Source organism: Methanoculleus frigidifontis (assembly GCF_030464345.1).
GTDB lineage: Archaea > Halobacteriota > Methanomicrobia > Methanomicrobiales > Methanoculleaceae > Methanoculleus_A > Methanoculleus_A frigidifontis.
This window is the reverse complement of the sequence record NZ_VCYH01000009.1, coordinates 77,276-92,839: the sequence shown is the minus strand read 5'-3', so window position 1 is coordinate 92,839 and position 15,564 is coordinate 77,276. Positions and strand designations below refer to the sequence as shown.

The window sequence follows — 15,564 nt, the reverse complement described above, 5'->3', positions numbered from 1 at the left end:
TTCGCACCCGTCACAGGCCGAATTCAAAGAGCGTCGTCCGTGACGGGTCGACATCGTGCCATCCCCAGCCGAGCGGCTCGATGATACGGGATATAGGGCCTTTTAAGGTCTTTTCAAGCATCGTCTCCCAGTCGACGACGAACTCCGGCGGGACCTGATCGGCATACTCGAAGCAGACGACGTCGGTCCGCGGGTACTTCGCGGTCACGTTCTTGATGTAGATCCGCTTTGGCTTGCTGCCGCGCTTGAAGTCGGTGCCGAGGAACTCGTTTGCGTACTTCGCACCCCGGATCTGGGCATCGTCGTTCTCGTAGGCATCGAGATTCTTGCCGATGCCGCCCGGGATTCCCGCCACGTCGAGGGAGTACTCCCCTTTTCGGTACTTCCGGATGACGTCGCGGAGATACGCACGCACGTCCGCAAAATCGTCGCCCTTGAGGATCATCTCGATCACGCTCCGCTGCACCTCCCGGGTGATCTGGGGCGAGTCGGAGCGGCGGATCTCAAAGCCCACCACATCGACCTGGTCGACGTCTTTTCCCTCCTTCCAGACGAGGTGCCCGGCGTAACGCTTCTTCTTTCCGGCCTGGAAGAACCGCCGGTAGACCTTCTCGAACTTGATGGAGAAGTAGTGGGTGTCGGCGTTCAGGACGTTCCGGGCGAAGTCGGCGTAACCTGCGTTCAGCCGCTCCTCTATCGCTCGTGCAGCACGGATCGTCTCTGCAAGGCCGCCCTCAGGCACCTGCACCATACAGGAGTCGGTGTCGCCGTAGAGAACCGTGTAGCCCATCGCGGTGATGGTGTCCCGTGTATGCTGGATGATCGCCCGTCCGACTGAGGTGACCGCCGACCCGATCTCGCGGTCGTAGAGGCGGAACCGGGCGTAGCCCGAGACACCGTAGTAGGTGTTCATGATCACCTTCAGCACGTTCTGCTGCAGGTCGTAGAGGACGTACTCGGGCGAGCCGAACGGAAAGGTGTTGCGCAGATCCTTCTTCTGGTCGCGCTCGGTGAGGAGATCGGCGATGATGCTCCGCGTCAGCCCGTCGGGCTGGCGCTTAAAGCGGATACCGCTCGGCGCCCGGAGTTCCCCGGCAGGGTCTTTCGTCTCGGGAGAGGCGTTGATGGTCATCATCGCCATCGGGTAGAGGCTCTTTAAGTCGAGCACCACAACGTTCTCCCGAACCCCGGACGCGGGCTCAAAGACCGTCGCGCCCTCGAACTCGTCTCCTGCTGCAAACCCTTTCGACGGAAGGATGAACGTTCCCGACGCCTTGCGCAGGACAAAGATGTCGACGACGTTCGAGGAGTTGAGCGTCCGGTCGAGCGGGCAGCCGACGTAACGGGCGATCTCGCGGTAGAAACCGACGATATTGTTCTTTTTGTCGATCCCGACGCAGAGTTCGACGTCGCGGCAGTTGTACTCCACGAGCCGGGCGGGGTCGTCCCTCCAGAGCGCCGAGAGCGTCCCGGTGTAGCGGACCTTCCGGACGCCGAGTTCCTCCTCTGCGATGGCGTCAAGGCGGTACGATTCCTTCTGCGCCTGGTGCATCTTCTTGTAGGCACTGAGGAGGTCGAAGACCGCCCGGCCGCGCAGGGCGTTTCGCTCCGTCTGCCCGGGGAGCCGGGAGAGCTCGTCGGTGCGCATCCCGAGAGTCTCCATCCTCTTTAAAAGGTAGGGGATATCGAAGTCCACGAAGTTCCAGCCGGAGAGAACATCCGGGTCGTGCGACCGGATGTAGGCGACAAGCGCCAGGAGCATGGATCTCTCGTCGGCGAACCGGAAGACCATATGCTGCTCGTTCGTGCAGAGCTCGGGTGCGAACTCGCCGGGGCCGTCCGCCCGGAAACCGGGCGTCCAGATCAGCGTCACGTACTCGTCGTCGAACGAGTCCCAGCAGGTGATGCTGATGATGGCGTCGCGCTCGGGTTCCGGAAACCCGCGTTCGTCCTCGCACTCGATATCCATGATGCAGAGCCGGGCGGGCGCCGGCAGGTCGACCGGTTTTAGCGAGCGGTAGTCCACAACCGGTTCGGCGGGCGCCTCGACACCGCCGGTCAGCCCGCGGTCGATCATGAACCGGGTCGCAAACGGGATATCCGCCTCGTAGTGCTCGTAGCCCTCACGCACGTCCCGGACATCGCTCGGGCGGCGCGTATAGAGGCGGCGGAGCGGCCGCCCCCTGATGGAGCGGTAGACCGTTCCTTCTTCGACCTCCACCGATGCGGGGTGGCTGCGGCCGTCCACCTGATCGACCGGCGCGTAGAAGTAGGGTTGAAACCCCGTTACGTCGAGCCGGACGGCGTTCCCGGTCAGGTCCCGGCCGAAGATGTGGATGACCGGCCCCTCGGCGCCGACGCTGTACTCCACCTGGTGGATGCCGATGCCGGTTCGCGCCCCCAGAACCAGGGAGCCTGCGAGATCGCGCGAGCGCTCATCCGCGAGCGTGCCCTCAGTCATCAAACCTCCGTGCAAGCTCGCGGATGAAATCTCCGGCGGCGTTCATCCGCTCCTGCTCCCAGGGATCGAGGTCCCACTCCTCGATCGCGGCGACCCCCTCACGGCCGATCCTGGCGGGAACCCCGACGGAGCAGCCTGATAGGCCATATTCGCCGTCGACGATGCAGGAGCAGGGAAGAACCTCGCGGCGGTCTTCGAGGATGGCGGATATGAGGCGCACGACATGGTAGGCCGGCCCGAAGACCGTGCCGCCCTTCCCCCCGATCACCTCCATACTCGCGTTCCTGAGACGGCCGAGGATCGCCTCCCTGTGCTCGAGATCTACCTGCAGGCCTGTCCGGGAGAAGACCGGCACCTGGTGCTCCCCGTGCTCCCCGAGCACAAATGCCGGGCCGGCGAGCCCCTCGCGGTGGAGGAGCCAGTCGAACCGGGCGCTGTCGAGCTGGCCGCCGAACCCGATGCAGCGGCCCGGCTCGATCTCCATGAGTTTCCAGAGGCCGTAGTTGTTCACGTCCATGGGGTTCGTGATCGTAATGGCGATCCCTGCGAAGTTCTTCAGGTGCCTGCAGCAGGTCCTGACCACCGGGAGGTTGGCCTCAAGCAGGTCGGCCCGCGTCTTGATGTCCGGACTTCTGGGGGTGCCGGCAGCGAAGACGAAGATGTCGGCGGTCTTCATCGCCTCCGTATCCGTACTGACGGCCACATCAAGCCCCGTATGCGCGAGATCGAGCACCTGGGCACGGAGAAGCGGTTTGTAGACGTCGTACACGACGAGCTCGTCGACGAGGCCGAGCACCGCGGCAAGATACGCGACCTCTCCCCCGACACGCCCGACTCCCATCACTGCAAGGCTGGTCATAGCAATCACCATTCTGTTGGGTATCGGGAACGAAGAAGTATCCGTTACGGACGGAAGGGTTCTCCCGCTCCCGCCTGCGCACCCCTCCCGCTCGGAGGTCCCCCTGCGGAGAAACGCCGTCCGGAGGAGAGCCTGCTGCAGGTGCGCAGGTATTTTCCGGAAGAGTATGGGCTCGACAGTATAATAATACGTAACACCAACCCTTTTTCAATGGTAACGCTCAAACCCGGCCCCGTTACGGTCGGAGGTGTCGATCTCGGAAACCACCTCCTGCTCGCAGCGGGCGTCCTCGGAACAACCGGCGCATCACTCGCCCGCATCCTCGACACCGGCGCAGGCGGCGTGGTCACCAAATCCATAGGCCCGGTCCCGAAAGAGGGGCATGCCGGCCCCTGCGTCGTGACGGTCGACGGGGGCGTCCTGAACGCCATGGGTCTCCCGAACCCGTCGTCGGAATTTGTGCAGGAACTCGACCGCGTCCGCGGCCGCCCCGTGGTCGTCAGCATCTTCGGCGGAACGCCGGAGGAGTTCTCCACCGTCGCCGGATGGTTCACACAGGCTGCAGCAGGCTTTGAGCTCAACGTCAGCTGCCCGCACGCCGAGGGCTACGGTGCGGCGCTCGGGAGCGACCCCGCCATGATCGAGGCATGCACCCGCGCCGTCAGCCGCCTCGATCTACCCACCTGGGTCAAGCTCACCCCGAACGTGACCGACATCGCCGCTTGCGGCCGTGCCGCAGAACGGGGCGGGGCGACCGCCATCGTCGCAATCAACACCGTCAGGGCGATGCGGATCTCGACGGCGCTCCGCCGGCCGGTCCTTGGAAACCGGTTCGGCGGCCTCTCGGGCCCCGCAATCTTCCCGATCGCCGTCCGGTGCGTCTACGACCTCTATGAGGCATGCTCGGTGCCGATCGTCGGGTGCGGCGGCGTCGCGTCGGCAGACAACGTCGTGGAGATGATGATGGCGGGGGCAAGCGCCGTCGAGATCGGCAGCGCAGTCCAGGGCGATGTCGGCATATTCGGCACAATCGCTGCGGACCTCTACTCGCCGGACGGCATCGAGCCGCAGGAGATCGTGGGGTGCGCCCATGCGTGAACAGATGCCCATGGGTGCCCGGATCACCCGCATCACCGAAGAGAGCCCGTCAATACGGACGTTTACGTTCGATCTCGCGATCCCCTTTACCCCCGGACAGTTCGTGATGGTCTGGGTGCCGGGCGTCGACGAGGTTCCGATGGCGCTCTCTGCTGAAAACGCCATCACCGTGCAGCGGGTGGGGGAAGCTACCGCAGCGCTCTTCAACCTTGCCGTCGGCGATCAAATCGGGATCCGCGGCCCGTTCGGGAACGGCTTTGCCGTCACCGGCAGAACCCTCGCCGTCGGCGGCGGCGTCGGCGTGGCGCCGCTCTACCCGCTGGCAGCCGCAGGCTCGGTCGAGATCTTCCTGCTCGGTGCACGGACGGCTGCAGATCTCCTCTTCGCCGACCGGCTCGGCGAGGCCTGCACCCTCGTTACCGCCACCGACGACGGGTCGGCCGGACACCACGGGTTCGTCACGCATCTCCTCGAGCGGGTCGACCCGGTCGACTTCGACCATATCTGCGTCTGCGGACCTGAAGGGATGATGCGCGCGGTCCTTTCGATCCTCGATCGTGAAGGATGCGCCGAGCGCGGACAGTTTGCGCTTCACCGCTACATGAAGTGCGGTATCGGGATCTGCGGTTCGTGCTGCATCGACCCGGACGGGCTGCGGGTCTGCCGCGACGGGCCCGTCTTCACCGGCGACCGCCTGCTCGCAAGCGAACTCGGCCGCTATACGCGGGACGCGAGCGGCCGGAGAAAGCCCCTCTGATCCGCTGCAGATCGGATCCGGCAACCCACACGTCAAAAACCGATGCCGGCAGCATCTTCCTGCTGACAGGTGCCTGCGGTTCTTTTCCGGAACATCACTTTCACAGCGCTCCGGGATCGCGAGGTTGTCCGGAGACGCGCCGGCAGGAGGGGGCAAGTCCCATACGCGCCACCCTTCGATACGGGGATTTGCGCGTATACCGCGTTCTTCCCCTGACCGGGCTTTTTCCGGGCGTCTCCCCATGCCGTGGACCGTGGCGGCTAAGCGCCCCCCGGGGCGAGGTTTTCCCCTCCCCTGTCTCCCGCAAAGATCCACAGACAGCATCAACCCTGCCCCTCAAGGGGCGGGGGCAGTCATGGCGATACCCAGGGGAACGCCGTGCCCCCGAATATCCCGGATTGCGGCCATCCGGAGCAAGAGATGGCACCGCATCACGTGCCTGAACCCCGCCGATAGCACCAGGAATTTCGGTGCACCCATAGAGTGAGTTAGCGCTCATGGGAGCAAGCCCCCTCCCGCACCTTCCCCCCTTGCGACAGCCCGGGTACTGCTCCTGCTCGCGATATTTCACCGATGCCACCAGTGCGGGCACCGTAAACCACAAGAGGAACCGTCATGGGGAGGTGGAGACCGGAGAGTGGCTCTCCGTCACCCCGAGAACTCTCCGGGCGGGCGGTTGAAGAGAATGGAGAAGAGGCTGTCCAGCCAGGCGAGCATGCCGCCGTCACCCGATGCACCGGCAGATGCGTTCACGCCTGCGGCGGGCGAAGGGGTGGCGTTGGCCGCCTCGGCGGTCTCGTTATCTTCCGGAACGTCGGGAGCATTTCGGCCGAGGAGCTTCTGATCGTTTGTGAAGAGGCACAGGCTGTATCCCCCGGTGCCGGTGCCGACGACGATCACCGAGCCGTCGGCGGATATCTCAACGTCCTCGATCACACAGCCGAGCCGCTGCTGCCAGGTGACGTTCCCCTCGGTGCTGAAGAGGTACAGGGTCTCGCCCGAGCCGGCGACGACCCCGCCCTGATTCGAGGCGACCGCAACTCCCCGGATGGGGGAGGCGGTCGGATACTTCCAGAGATGGTCGCCGCCCCGCGTGGAGAGGTAGACGCACCGGTCGTGGGAGCCTGCGGCGATATACCCGCCGGTCGGGGACATGCCGATGCTTCCCACCTTCTTTCCGGTGCCGTACCTCCAGAGTTCACCCTCGCCGTTGAGGAGAAGATAGACACCCTGATCGCCGCACCCGATCGCGATGAACCTGCCGTCGTTCGAGATGGCTATCCCGTAGCAGTCCGAACCGACCGAGGCATCCCAGAGTGCTTCGTGCTCCCGGGTAAAGACATAGACGGTGTCGTCGTCGCATGCGCCGGCAACATGGGACGCATTCGAGGAGATGGCCACGTCGTGATACGGGAAGTTATTGGCCTTGTCGATCCAGAGCAGGTTCCCTTCACGGTCGAAGAGGTAGAGCTTGTCCGCAGCAACGCCCACGTAGGAGCCCTCCGGTGAGAGGCCTACCCCCTGAATCGTGCCGCCGATCGGCTGCGACCAGATCTCGTGTCCGTTCTTGTCAAAGAGAGAGAGGGTGGTTCCGGCGCCGACGGCGATCGTCGAACCGTCAAGCGATATGCCCATCCCCGATACGGGAGCCGTGAGATTCTGCGTCCAGAGCCGGCCGTACTCTTCTTCCTGCGCGGAGGCGGTCCCGCAGAGGAGCAGCACGCCGATCACCAGGACGGCGCAGAGAAGACCGCGGCCCCGGAGCCTCCGGGGATCCCGGGGCGGATACTGCACCGCTCTGTCCGGCTGGAGCCCAACTACGCCCGGGCCGGGAATTTTGTGCACTGAAGATTGTTCCCCCACAGTCATGTGCCAGAGACTGAACGATACTCTATTTAATAGTTGCGGCGGGGCGGAGACCGCCACTCAGGGGATACGGATCGCCATCCGGCGTCCGCTCCCGGGGCAGTACCTTTTCCGGGGTGCTTTTTCTGTGCCTGCCGGAGAGGCGGCAGCGTTCCGGAGGAGAACTACTCTCGTCGTGCGGGTGCTCGACAGGTCGTATACCGCCACACCCGGTCGACCCGGGGGTGGAGGTGCAATCGGTAGTGCTCCATCCTATACCTGATACGTGATCTCAGAGAATCCGACCGAAATTACGCCACCCACCAACCCGCATTCATGACAAAAATACCATGGGGAGACGATTTCCAGTATCGGGCTCTGGCGAAGCTCTATTCCGGCTGTCATTCTTCCCTGACGAGATTGGTGCCGGACCTGGCCGGTTCCCGAAGTTCGGCCTTTTTTCTCACGCATGTCCTATGCCGTGGACCGTGGTGGCTATCGCCAGGGGGGGCTGACAGGGAGGGATATTCCCCTCCCCCAAGGGCGGGGGGGCAGTCATGGCGATACCCAGGGGAAAGCCGTGCCCCCGAATATCCCGGATTGCGGCCATCCGGAGCAAGAGATGGCACCGCATCAAGTGCCTGAACCCCGCCGATAGCAACAGGAATTTCGGTGCACCCAGAGGGTACGGTAGCGTATATGTGTCCCAGCCCCCCTCCTGCCAGAGAGTATTGGGATAACCTCAAAAGAAAAACAGGAACCGGCGGGTCTCAAACGTCCTGCCGATCGCTGACGACCCGGGTGAACTCCCCGAGATCCTCGAGCTTGTTGATGTTGGTGAACGTCCGGAGGTTCGGATCGAGACGCCGGATCTCGTCCATCGTCACGTAGCGGGTGTTGAGGTTCTTCACCATCGTCCGGAGCGAGAGAGAGTCGTGTTCGTTCAGGTACTCGATCAGCGCAGTCCGCCGGTAGACGGCATGCAGCGGTTCGAGCATATCCCGGTTCCAGCAGGGAATGACCGCATCGTAGTCGTCGGCAAAGTCGAAGAGCAGCCGGATAACCTCCCGGCTGATGCAGGGCATATCGCAGGCAGCAACGAAGAGCAGATCCCCGTGCACTGCGTGAGAGCCGGCGTGCAGCCCCCCGATAGGCCCGAGACCCGGCCGCTCATCGCAGATGCACCGGATATCGTCGATGTGCGAGAACCGGTCGCACTGATCGGGGTCGCGGGCGACAACCACGATCTCGTCCACCACGTCCCGCAGGGTATCGAGCAGGGTATCGATGAACGTCTTGCCGCGGAAGGTGAAGAAGTACTTCTCCCGACCGCCGGCACGCCGTGCCATACCTCCGACGAGAACGACCGCCGACCGCACGTCCTTACCCCCCTCCCTGCCCGAGCCTTTCGCGGAACCGGATCTGCTCGGTGATGCAGATGTTATACGGCACCGGGATGCCGTGCCGGGTGCCGCGCGCAATCACTGCGCCGTTCAGAAAGTCGATCTCGGTCTTCCTCCCGGCCCGCAGGTCCTGGAGCATCGAGGAGTGGTGCGCCGCCGTCGCCGGGAGCTGGACATCACGGAGATAGGAGAGGTAGTCATCGGCCGCATTCCAGGGGAGTCGGACACCCTCCGCCTCCGCCACCCGGAAGGCCTCGCAGACGATCCCGGCGACGATCCGCCAGGCGTGCGGGTCCGCAAGACTGCCGTACGGGACGCCCGTAAGCGCCCCGAGCGGATTGAGTGCGCAGTTGTAGAGGGTCTTCGACCAGAGGTCGCTCCGGATTGCATCGGTCGCCTCGACATTCATCCCTGCATCCCTGATGAGGCTGACGAGCCGCTCGACCGGTCCGTCGAGGCCGCCCGGGAACCGCCCGAGCTTCATCGGCGCCGCCTCCACCGAGACGTGCACCGCTCCGTCTCCGCGCCACTCGAACCCGGTGATGATCATGCCGCCGATGACCCGGTCGGTATACCGGGCGATGATCTCCTCGTTGCCGATGCCGTTCTGGAGGCTGACCACCTCACGGCCGCAGAGAGCATCGGCGTACTCCCTGCAGATCGTTTCCGTATCGGTGGACTTGGCAGTGATGATATAGTAGTCCGCAGCCTCCCCGTCAGGGAGAGACTCAGAGCAGGCGAACCGGCAGGTGCCCTCACCCCATATGCCGGTCATCAGAAATCCCCGCTCCCGGACGGCATCGGCATGCCGCCTGCGGCAGACGGCGTGGACGTCACAGACCGTCGAGAGTTTTGCGGCCACGGTGAGCCCTACCGCTCCGGCACCCAGGATTACGACTCGCACCATTTACTCCTATCACTTTGTAAAGAAATACTGTTAAACTCTCCTATTTTTTCGGGCATTCTCCCGTTCCATCGCCAGCAGGTGCTCCTTGATCGCAAGCTCCGGTGAAAACCCGCCGATACCGTCCCTGGCGACGATGCGGTGGCAGGGGATGACGAGCGGCGTCGGGTTGTGCGCCATCGCCATCCCGACGACACGCGGAGCCGTCCCGACAAGCGCGGCGATCTCGCCGTAGGTGGCGGTCTCGCCGTAGGGGACACGCCGCACCGCCCGGTAGACCGCCGCGGTGACAGTATCGGCCTCGGTGGCCGGGCTTTCAAGGGTGGTGAGATCCTCACGCATCCCTGCGCAGTAGCGGCGGAGCGGCACCGGCACATCGCCGCCGGGCAGCCCTTCCCGGGCAAAGCGGACGCGGTAGACCCGGTTCCCGCCCCATGCGGCATGCACGAACCAGAGACCCAGCCGGCAGGAGCCGGTGATCACTTCCATGCCCGGACCGCCCGCGTGAGTGCATCGCTGTCGCATGCACGCATCTCCTCCTGCATCCAGGGCGGGAGACCGCCCTTCACCCGCGGTTCCAGGAACCGCTTCTCCCCGAGCACCAGCACACCCCGGTCCTCGGGCGTCCGCAGCACCCGACCGAGCGCCTGCAGAGCACGGTTGATCGCGGGCAGGGTATAACTGATGAACTCACCCTCCTCCGGAAACTTCATCCGGAAGTACTCGATCACCATCCGGCGGACGCGGTTGAAGGGCGCCAGGGGCAGGCCGATGACCAGGGCTCCGGAGAGCATCTCGCCCCGGTAATCGAGCCCCTCGCTCCACTTGCCCCCGCAGACGGCGAAGAGGATCCCGGAACGCCGCTGACCGGGGAGCGAGAGAAACTCCCGAAGGGCGACGTTCGCTTCTGCCGTGTTCTTCGGCTCGATAAAGACCTGCTTGCCCCGGACAGCCTTTGCAGACCGTTCTGCGAAGGTGTTGAGCAGATCGTAGGAAGGGAAGTATATCGCCAGGTTCCCGGGAAGCGTGGCGAACGCCCGGATGGTGGCGTCCAGCCGGGCGAGGTTCTGCGGGTCGCGGCGCATCGAGTAGGCGGTGGTGATGTCGTTTGCGCAGAGGATGAGCCGGTTTTCGGCCGGGAAGGCGTTCGGGAGCGAGAGCGTCCGGACGGCAAGGTCGCCGAAGTAGTAGCGGCGGTAACTCTCGATCGGCGAGAGGGTTCCCGAGATGAGGACACAGGCTGCGTGCGCCTGCGCGATCTCCTGGAGTTTGGTGCTCGGGTCGATGTTGCGCACCTCGAGCGCGACGTTCCCGTCGTCGTCTTTGCGGTAGACGGTGAGGTATGCACGATCGGCCGCCGACCGGAATATCCGGTAGAAGAACTCGCAGAGCCGTTCGATCGCGCTCTCACGGAACTCCCCTGCCTTGATATTCTGCTCGCGGATCCCTTCGCTGATCTTGAGGAGGTCGTCGACGATCGCCTCCATGCTCTGGTAGAGCGATTCCTTCATGATCATCCGCTGGAAGATGGCGGGGTCGAACCAGTCCTCCGTCTCCTGGGAACCTTTGAGCATCTCCATGAACCGGGCGACCGGAGGGAGGAGGTTTCGTATGGCATCCGCCTCCCGGCTCGCCTTGCGCTGGTGCGCGAGCTCGTGGCCGGCCTGTTCGATGTCCCGCTCGGAGAGGCCGACGCTCTCGATGCTCTGGACGACCTCGCCGCAGTTGTGGGCCTCGTCGATCAGGAGGAGGGCTGCGCCGCCGTCGATCTCCAGCGACTGGTAGAGCTGCTCTCTGATGGCGTCGTCGAAGAGGTGGTGAAAGTTCACGACGATGACGTCCGCCTCCCGGGCGGCGTGCATCATCGTCTCGTAGGGGCAGATGTCGCCGCAGAACTTCGCGAGCTGCTCGGGCAGGATCACCTCGTTCCGGAGCCGCTCGGCCCTGACCCGCAGCGCTGCGGAGGGGATCTGCCGCAGCCCCGCGTCCTCGGGCTCGATATAGGACTTGGCGTGGATGAAGTAGGGGCAGATGAGCGGGTGCTCGGTGTCCATTTTGCGGATCTGCTGGCGGATCTGCCGGTCGTTCGCCGGGATGAGGGAGCCCTTCTGCGCCCGCTCCCGCATCAGGGCGGTCGAGAAGGCCTTCACCCCCTCGCACCGCCGGTAGACGTCGCCTTCCCCGCCGAGGGGGCACATGCTCCCTTTGCCGACCAGGTAGGCAAACTTCAGCGCGCCGCCCCGCCGGTCGCGGACCATGCCAAGTTCGCGCAGAAACGTGGTGAGCTGACTGACGGTTCTTACCGCGACGATCACCTTCCGGCCACTGCTCTCGGCGAGGAGCGCGGAGACGACGCTCGATTTGCCGCTGCCGGTGGGAGCGTCGATCATCGCGATCCCACCCTCCCGGGCGCAGGCTGCAGCGAGCTCGAGCATCTCCCGCTGATGGGGGCGGTAGCGGTCGTACGGGAACCAGTCGTCGAGGGTATCCATCATCAACTATTCGTCGTCTGAAGGCTTGTTTCTTATGGGTATGCCGCAGACCGCGAAACTGAAGGGTATGCTTAAATACCGGACGGCGGTATCCCTCCCCGGAGGTGTCAGAGGTGGCACTGCAGGGAGAGATCGTCGATAAGATGTCTGACCTAATCACCGCAGCCTTCGGGCTGGTCGCCGCGCTTGCCTGGAACGGAGCGATTCAGGCAATATTCACGGAGGTCTTCGGGGAGCAGAGCGAGATCCCGGCGCTGCTCGCATATGCCGTCACCGTCACGATCGTCGCCGTCATCGCGACGATCCTGATCGGGAGGGCGGCCGCACGCGCACGGGCACGCGAAGCAGCGGAGAAGAGGGGATAGCCGTCGCACGTTCCGGAGGCATTCACCTTTTCTTTTCGAGGAGTTTTTAAACTCCGGCGGCGATACCCGGATATCAGTGAGGCTCCAATGCCGCTTCGCGAAGATGTCATCGACAAACTGGCTGCGCTCATCACGGCAGCATTCGGCCTCGTCGCCGCACTGGCATGGAACTCGGCCATCCAGGCGATATTCAGAGAATACTTCGGGCAGCAGGAGACCATCCCGGCAATGCTCGTCTATGCTATCTTCGTGACGATCATCGCCGTCATTGCAACCATCTGGATCGGCCGGGCGGCCGCACGGGCGAAAGACAGGGCATGAGGTATGGACGGCGACGATACTCCGAAGCAGCGGAACGCGGCGATGCGGGATACCGCCAGAGTGCTGATCAGCACCGCGCTTCTCGCAGGCCTGACGGCCTCGTTCTGGTTCGCCGACCAGATCTTCCCCGATATCTCCCTTGAAAAGCTCTACCTCACGTTCCTCGGCGTAACGATCATCTACCTCGTCTTCACCGCCATCAGGAGGATCATCCTCCGCCAGATCCGGGAGCCCAAGACCCGCTACTCCTTCACGCGCACCCTTTCAGTACTCTACTACATCGTCATCGCCGCCGTCGCGGTACGGATCTGGATCGACACCAACTACATCTTCGTCGCCTACGGCATCATCGGCGCCGGGATCGCCATCGCCCTGCAGGACCTCTTCAAGAACTTTGTCGGGGGCATCCAGGTCTTCATCTCCCGGATCTACAGCATCGGCGACCGGGTCGAGCTCGAGGAGACGCGTGGAGACGTGATGGACATCGGGATTCTCAATACCACGCTCCTCGAGATCCATGCGCAGGGCGTGGAGGGCGACCAGCCGACAGGACGCCTCGTGACGGTGCCGAACGGCACCGTCCTCGGCTCCCAGGTCTTCAACTCCACCAAAGATCACTCCTTCATCTGGGACGAGATCGCCATCCCCATCACCTACGATACGGACTGGAGACTGGCGAGGGATCTCTTTCTTGAGATCGTCACCCGCGAGACCGCCGGGATCACCGCGCTGGCGGAACGTGAGATCGCCCGGATCGGCGAGAAGTACTATCTCCCGAAGAAGGTCGTCGAGCCCTCGGTCTACCTGACGCTCACCGACAACTGGATCACCTTCACTGTCCGCTACGTCACCGAGGTACGGACGCGCCGGGTCCTGAAGGACACCCTCTCGCAGAAACTGCTGGAGGCGGTCGAAGAGAACGACCAGATCGCCATCGCCACCGAGAACATCATCGTCTACGAGGGCGGCCCCTTTGAGGGGGCGTCGTGATTGTCCAGGCTGCGCGGCGTATCCGCAAAGCAGGGGCTCCCGCCGGCGACCTCCCGGACGGGCGCTATACGACCTGGATCAACGCCAATGGCCTCCACGAGACCGGGATCGTCCGGGCGATCGGCGAATGGGGCGGGCTCCATCCCCTGACGCAGGAGGATATCGTCAACACGCGGCAGCGGCCGAAGATCGAGGAGTACGAGGACTACGTCTACATCGTTGTCAGGATGCTCCGCTACGAGGACGGCACCGTCAGGAACGAACAGGTGAGTCTCGTCCTCGGCGCCTCGTTCGTTCTCTCGTTCCAGGAGCAGGCAGGGACGTCTTCGAGCCTGTCCGGGAGCGGCTCCGGCTCGGCAAGGGGCGTATCCGAAAAGAGGGGGCGGATCATCTCACCTACGCCCTGCTCGACGCCGTGGTCGACGGCTACTTCCAGGTGCTCGAGGAGCTTGGGGACGCGCTGGAGGCGCTCGAAGAGGAGGTGCTCGGATCCGCGGATACAGAGACGCTCCCTGCGATCTATGCGGCAAGGCGGGAGGTGATAGACCTGCGCCGCTCGGTCTGGCCGCTCCGGGAGGTGGTGAGCGCCCTCGAACGCGGAGAGTCGCCCCTGGTCCAAAAAGCGATGCAGGTCTACCTCCGGGACATCTACGACCATACCGTCCAGGTGGCGGAGACGGTGGAGACCTACCGGGATACAGTGGCCGGCATGGCGACGATCAGCATTGCGATGCTTGCCTGGTTCCGGCGGAAGCGGTGGCTTTGAGGCAGCAGGCCTCCACGGCCGCATCCCGTTGAGAAACCGTAGGGGCAACGCCCTCTCCCCGGTCCTCCCTCCGGGAATGCTGTAGCCACATCCGGGCATCGGCAGAGAGTCCACCGCAGCATGCCCCGGGAAAGAACTATGTAGAGCAGTGCGTATGTATCGTCCTGACGGCTGCCCTTCCTCCGCAGGGTTGAACAGGGGAACCGTTACCGGGCAGGGGTGATCTGCAGTATGGAGAAGAGGGAGTCGCCTCCCGCCATCCGGGAGAGACAGAACGGCATAGCGAGGGAGGCCGTCGTCCTCACTCTTCTGGTCCTGCTGACGGCCTCGTTCTGGTTCGCCGATCAGATCTTCCCCGACATCTCGCTCCAAAAACTCTTCCAGACGTTCTTTGCTATCACCGTCATCTACGCTCTCTTTGCCCTGGCGCACTTCATCGCAACCCGGCGGATCCGCGAGAGCAGCACCCGCTACTCGCTGAACCGTGCGCTCTCGGTCCTGAACGTTGTCGTCATCGCTGCCGTCGTCGTCCGGATCTGGATCGACACCAACTACATCTTTGTCGCCTACGGCATCATCGGCGCAGGGATAGCCGTCGCCCTGCAGGACCTCTTCAGGAGCTTCGTCGGCGGCATTCTGATCGTCCTCTATGGGATCTACGCAGTCGGCGACCGGATCGAGATCAATGAGCGGGAGGGAGACGTCATCGACATCGGGATCTTTACCACGACCGTCTTTGAGATCCACGCCCACCAGGTGATGGGCGAGCAGCCGACGGGGCGGATTGTCACCATCCCGAACGGCGCAGTCCTGACAAGCGAGGTGACCAACTTCACCAAAGACCACGACTTCATCTGGGACGAGATCTCGATCCCCATCACCTACGACTCCGACTGGGAGAGCGCGATCGAGACCTTGATTGCCATCGTCGATGCGGAGACCCGGGAGATCACCGACCGCGCGGAGGACGAGATCGAGGAGCTCGGGGACCGCTACTACCTGCCCCGAAAAGTCGTCGAACCCTCGGTCTACCTGACGCTGACCGAGAGCTGGATCACCTTCGACATCCGGTACGTCACCGACGCACGGATGGTGCGGCTCACCCGCGACGACCTGACCCGCAAGATCCTCCGCGCCATCGAGCAGACCGACGATATCACGATCGCAGCGCCGGTCAGCCTCGGGATCAATACCGAGACGACGGTCGAGGGCAGGGCAGGAGCGGGGCGCCGGACGCACCCGAGCACCTGGCGGATACGGTGACGGGGAGATTTATACCCGCTCCCGGCGTACCCGTCTGATC

Annotated in this window: 14 protein-coding genes and 1 pseudogene; 8 read left to right on the top strand and 7 right to left on the bottom strand. The window is 63.9% G+C overall.

The window, feature by feature from the left end:
- Window positions 1–10 precede the first annotated feature (10 nt).
- Both FGU65_RS13045 and FGU65_RS13040 read right to left on the bottom strand, forming a co-directional pair.
- Window positions 11–2,461 carry a DNA-directed DNA polymerase gene (locus tag FGU65_RS13045; protein ID WP_301664927.1) on the bottom strand — a complete coding sequence of 817 codons (2,451 nt, stop codon included), beginning with the start codon at window positions 2,459–2,461 and terminating at the stop codon, window positions 11–13.
- Window positions 2,454–3,320 (bottom strand): malate dehydrogenase, encoded by an 867-nt coding sequence (locus tag FGU65_RS13040; RefSeq protein ID WP_301664926.1) that lies wholly within the window; start codon window positions 3,318–3,320, stop codon window positions 2,454–2,456. The genes FGU65_RS13045 and FGU65_RS13040 overlap by 8 nt, the downstream gene beginning before the upstream one ends.
- A 210-nt stretch (window positions 3,321–3,530) precedes the next feature.
- Here FGU65_RS13040 and FGU65_RS13035 point away from each other — a divergent pair, with 210 nt between their 5' ends.
- Window positions 3,531–4,418, top strand: a complete 888-nt coding sequence (locus FGU65_RS13035; RefSeq protein ID WP_301664925.1) for a dihydroorotate dehydrogenase — start codon at window positions 3,531–3,533, stop codon at window positions 4,416–4,418.
- Window positions 4,411–5,175: a dihydroorotate dehydrogenase electron transfer subunit gene (locus tag FGU65_RS13030; RefSeq protein ID WP_301664924.1), complete on the top strand. Its 765-nt coding sequence runs from the start codon at window positions 4,411–4,413 to the stop codon at window positions 5,173–5,175. Before FGU65_RS13035 ends, FGU65_RS13030 begins: the two co-directional genes overlap by 8 nt.
- Before the next feature lie 648 nt (window positions 5,176–5,823).
- Here FGU65_RS13030 and FGU65_RS13025 read toward each other — a convergent pair.
- The 5 genes from FGU65_RS13025 to FGU65_RS13005 form a co-directional block, all read right to left on the bottom strand.
- A complete protein-coding gene (locus tag FGU65_RS13025; RefSeq protein WP_301664923.1) occupies window positions 5,824–7,020 on the bottom strand; it encodes a WD40 repeat domain-containing protein in 1,197 nt (398 codons plus the stop codon).
- A 770-nt stretch (window positions 7,021–7,790) separates the two neighbouring features.
- Window positions 7,791–8,399 carry a molybdenum cofactor guanylyltransferase gene (gene mobA, locus FGU65_RS13020; protein WP_301664922.1) on the bottom strand — a complete coding sequence of 203 codons (609 nt, stop codon included), beginning with the start codon at window positions 8,397–8,399 and terminating at the stop codon, window positions 7,791–7,793.
- 4 nt (window positions 8,400–8,403) lie between these two features.
- Complete coding sequence (locus FGU65_RS13015; protein ID WP_437344452.1) at window positions 8,404–9,327, bottom strand: ketopantoate reductase family protein; 924 nt, start codon at window positions 9,325–9,327, stop codon at window positions 8,404–8,406.
- Between the two features lie 33 nt (window positions 9,328–9,360).
- Entirely contained in the window at window positions 9,361–9,816 is a 456-nt protein-coding gene (locus tag FGU65_RS13010; protein WP_301664920.1) for a methylated-DNA--[protein]-cysteine S-methyltransferase, read from the bottom strand.
- Window positions 9,807–11,819: an ATP-dependent DNA helicase gene (locus FGU65_RS13005; protein ID WP_301664956.1), complete on the bottom strand. Its 2,013-nt coding sequence runs from the start codon at window positions 11,817–11,819 to the stop codon at window positions 9,807–9,809. Before FGU65_RS13005 ends, FGU65_RS13010 begins: the two co-directional genes overlap by 10 nt.
- A gap of 113 nt (window positions 11,820–11,932) precedes the next feature.
- On the opposite strand from FGU65_RS13005, the gene FGU65_RS13000 reads away from it, so the two are divergent.
- The 6 genes and pseudogenes from FGU65_RS13000 to FGU65_RS12975 all read left to right on the top strand — a co-directional run bounded on the left by FGU65_RS13000 (window position 11,933) and on the right by FGU65_RS12975 (window position 15,524).
- Window positions 11,933–12,184 carry a DUF5654 family protein gene (locus tag FGU65_RS13000; RefSeq protein ID WP_301664919.1) on the top strand — a complete coding sequence of 84 codons (252 nt, stop codon included), beginning with the start codon at window positions 11,933–11,935 and terminating at the stop codon, window positions 12,182–12,184.
- Window positions 12,185–12,271: 87 nt separating this feature from the next.
- Window positions 12,272–12,505, top strand: a complete 234-nt coding sequence (locus FGU65_RS12995; RefSeq protein ID WP_301664918.1) for a DUF5654 family protein — start codon at window positions 12,272–12,274, stop codon at window positions 12,503–12,505.
- A gap of 3 nt (window positions 12,506–12,508) precedes the next feature.
- Entirely contained in the window at window positions 12,509–13,495 is a 987-nt protein-coding gene (locus FGU65_RS12990; RefSeq protein WP_301664917.1) for a mechanosensitive ion channel family protein, read from the top strand.
- Window positions 13,492–13,749 (top strand): annotated as a pseudogene (locus FGU65_RS12985) (hypothetical protein); the annotation flags it as partial. The gene FGU65_RS12990 and the pseudogene FGU65_RS12985, both read left to right, overlap by 4 nt.
- Window positions 13,750–13,862: 113 nt before the next feature.
- Window positions 13,863–14,261 carry a CorA family divalent cation transporter gene (locus FGU65_RS12980; protein WP_301664955.1) on the top strand — a complete coding sequence of 133 codons (399 nt, stop codon included), beginning with the start codon at window positions 13,863–13,865 and terminating at the stop codon, window positions 14,259–14,261.
- 231 nt (window positions 14,262–14,492) lie between these two features.
- On the top strand, window positions 14,493–15,524 hold the full coding sequence (locus FGU65_RS12975) for a mechanosensitive ion channel family protein (protein ID WP_301664916.1): 1,032 nt from the start codon (window positions 14,493–14,495) through the stop codon (window positions 15,522–15,524).
- The last annotated feature ends 40 nt before the right edge of the window (window positions 15,525–15,564 follow it).

What these genes read in the sequence shown, in the direction of transcription:
- FGU65_RS12990 (WP_301664917.1), top strand. Translation starts at nt 12,509, where the DNA reads ATGGACGGCGACGATACTCCGAAGCAGCGGAACGCGGCGATGCGGGAT.
- FGU65_RS12975 (WP_301664916.1), top strand. Translation starts at nt 14,493, where the DNA reads ATGGAGAAGAGGGAGTCGCCTCCCGCCATCCGGGAGAGACAGAACGGC.
- FGU65_RS13045 (WP_301664927.1), bottom strand. Translation starts at nt 2,461, where the DNA reads ATGACTGAGGGCACGCTCGCGGATGAGCGCTCGCGCGATCTCGCAGGC.
- FGU65_RS13030 (WP_301664924.1), top strand. Translation starts at nt 4,411, where the DNA reads ATGCGTGAACAGATGCCCATGGGTGCCCGGATCACCCGCATCACCGAA.
- FGU65_RS13005 (WP_301664956.1), bottom strand. Translation starts at nt 11,819, where the DNA reads ATGGATACCCTCGACGACTGGTTCCCGTACGACCGCTACCGCCCCCAT.
- FGU65_RS13035 (WP_301664925.1), top strand. Translation starts at nt 3,531, where the DNA reads ATGGTAACGCTCAAACCCGGCCCCGTTACGGTCGGAGGTGTCGATCTC.
- FGU65_RS12995 (WP_301664918.1), top strand. Translation starts at nt 12,272, where the DNA reads ATGCCGCTTCGCGAAGATGTCATCGACAAACTGGCTGCGCTCATCACG.
- FGU65_RS13040 (WP_301664926.1), bottom strand. Translation starts at nt 3,320, where the DNA reads ATGACCAGCCTTGCAGTGATGGGAGTCGGGCGTGTCGGGGGAGAGGTC.
- FGU65_RS13010 (WP_301664920.1), bottom strand. Translation starts at nt 9,816, where the DNA reads ATGGAAGTGATCACCGGCTCCTGCCGGCTGGGTCTCTGGTTCGTGCAT.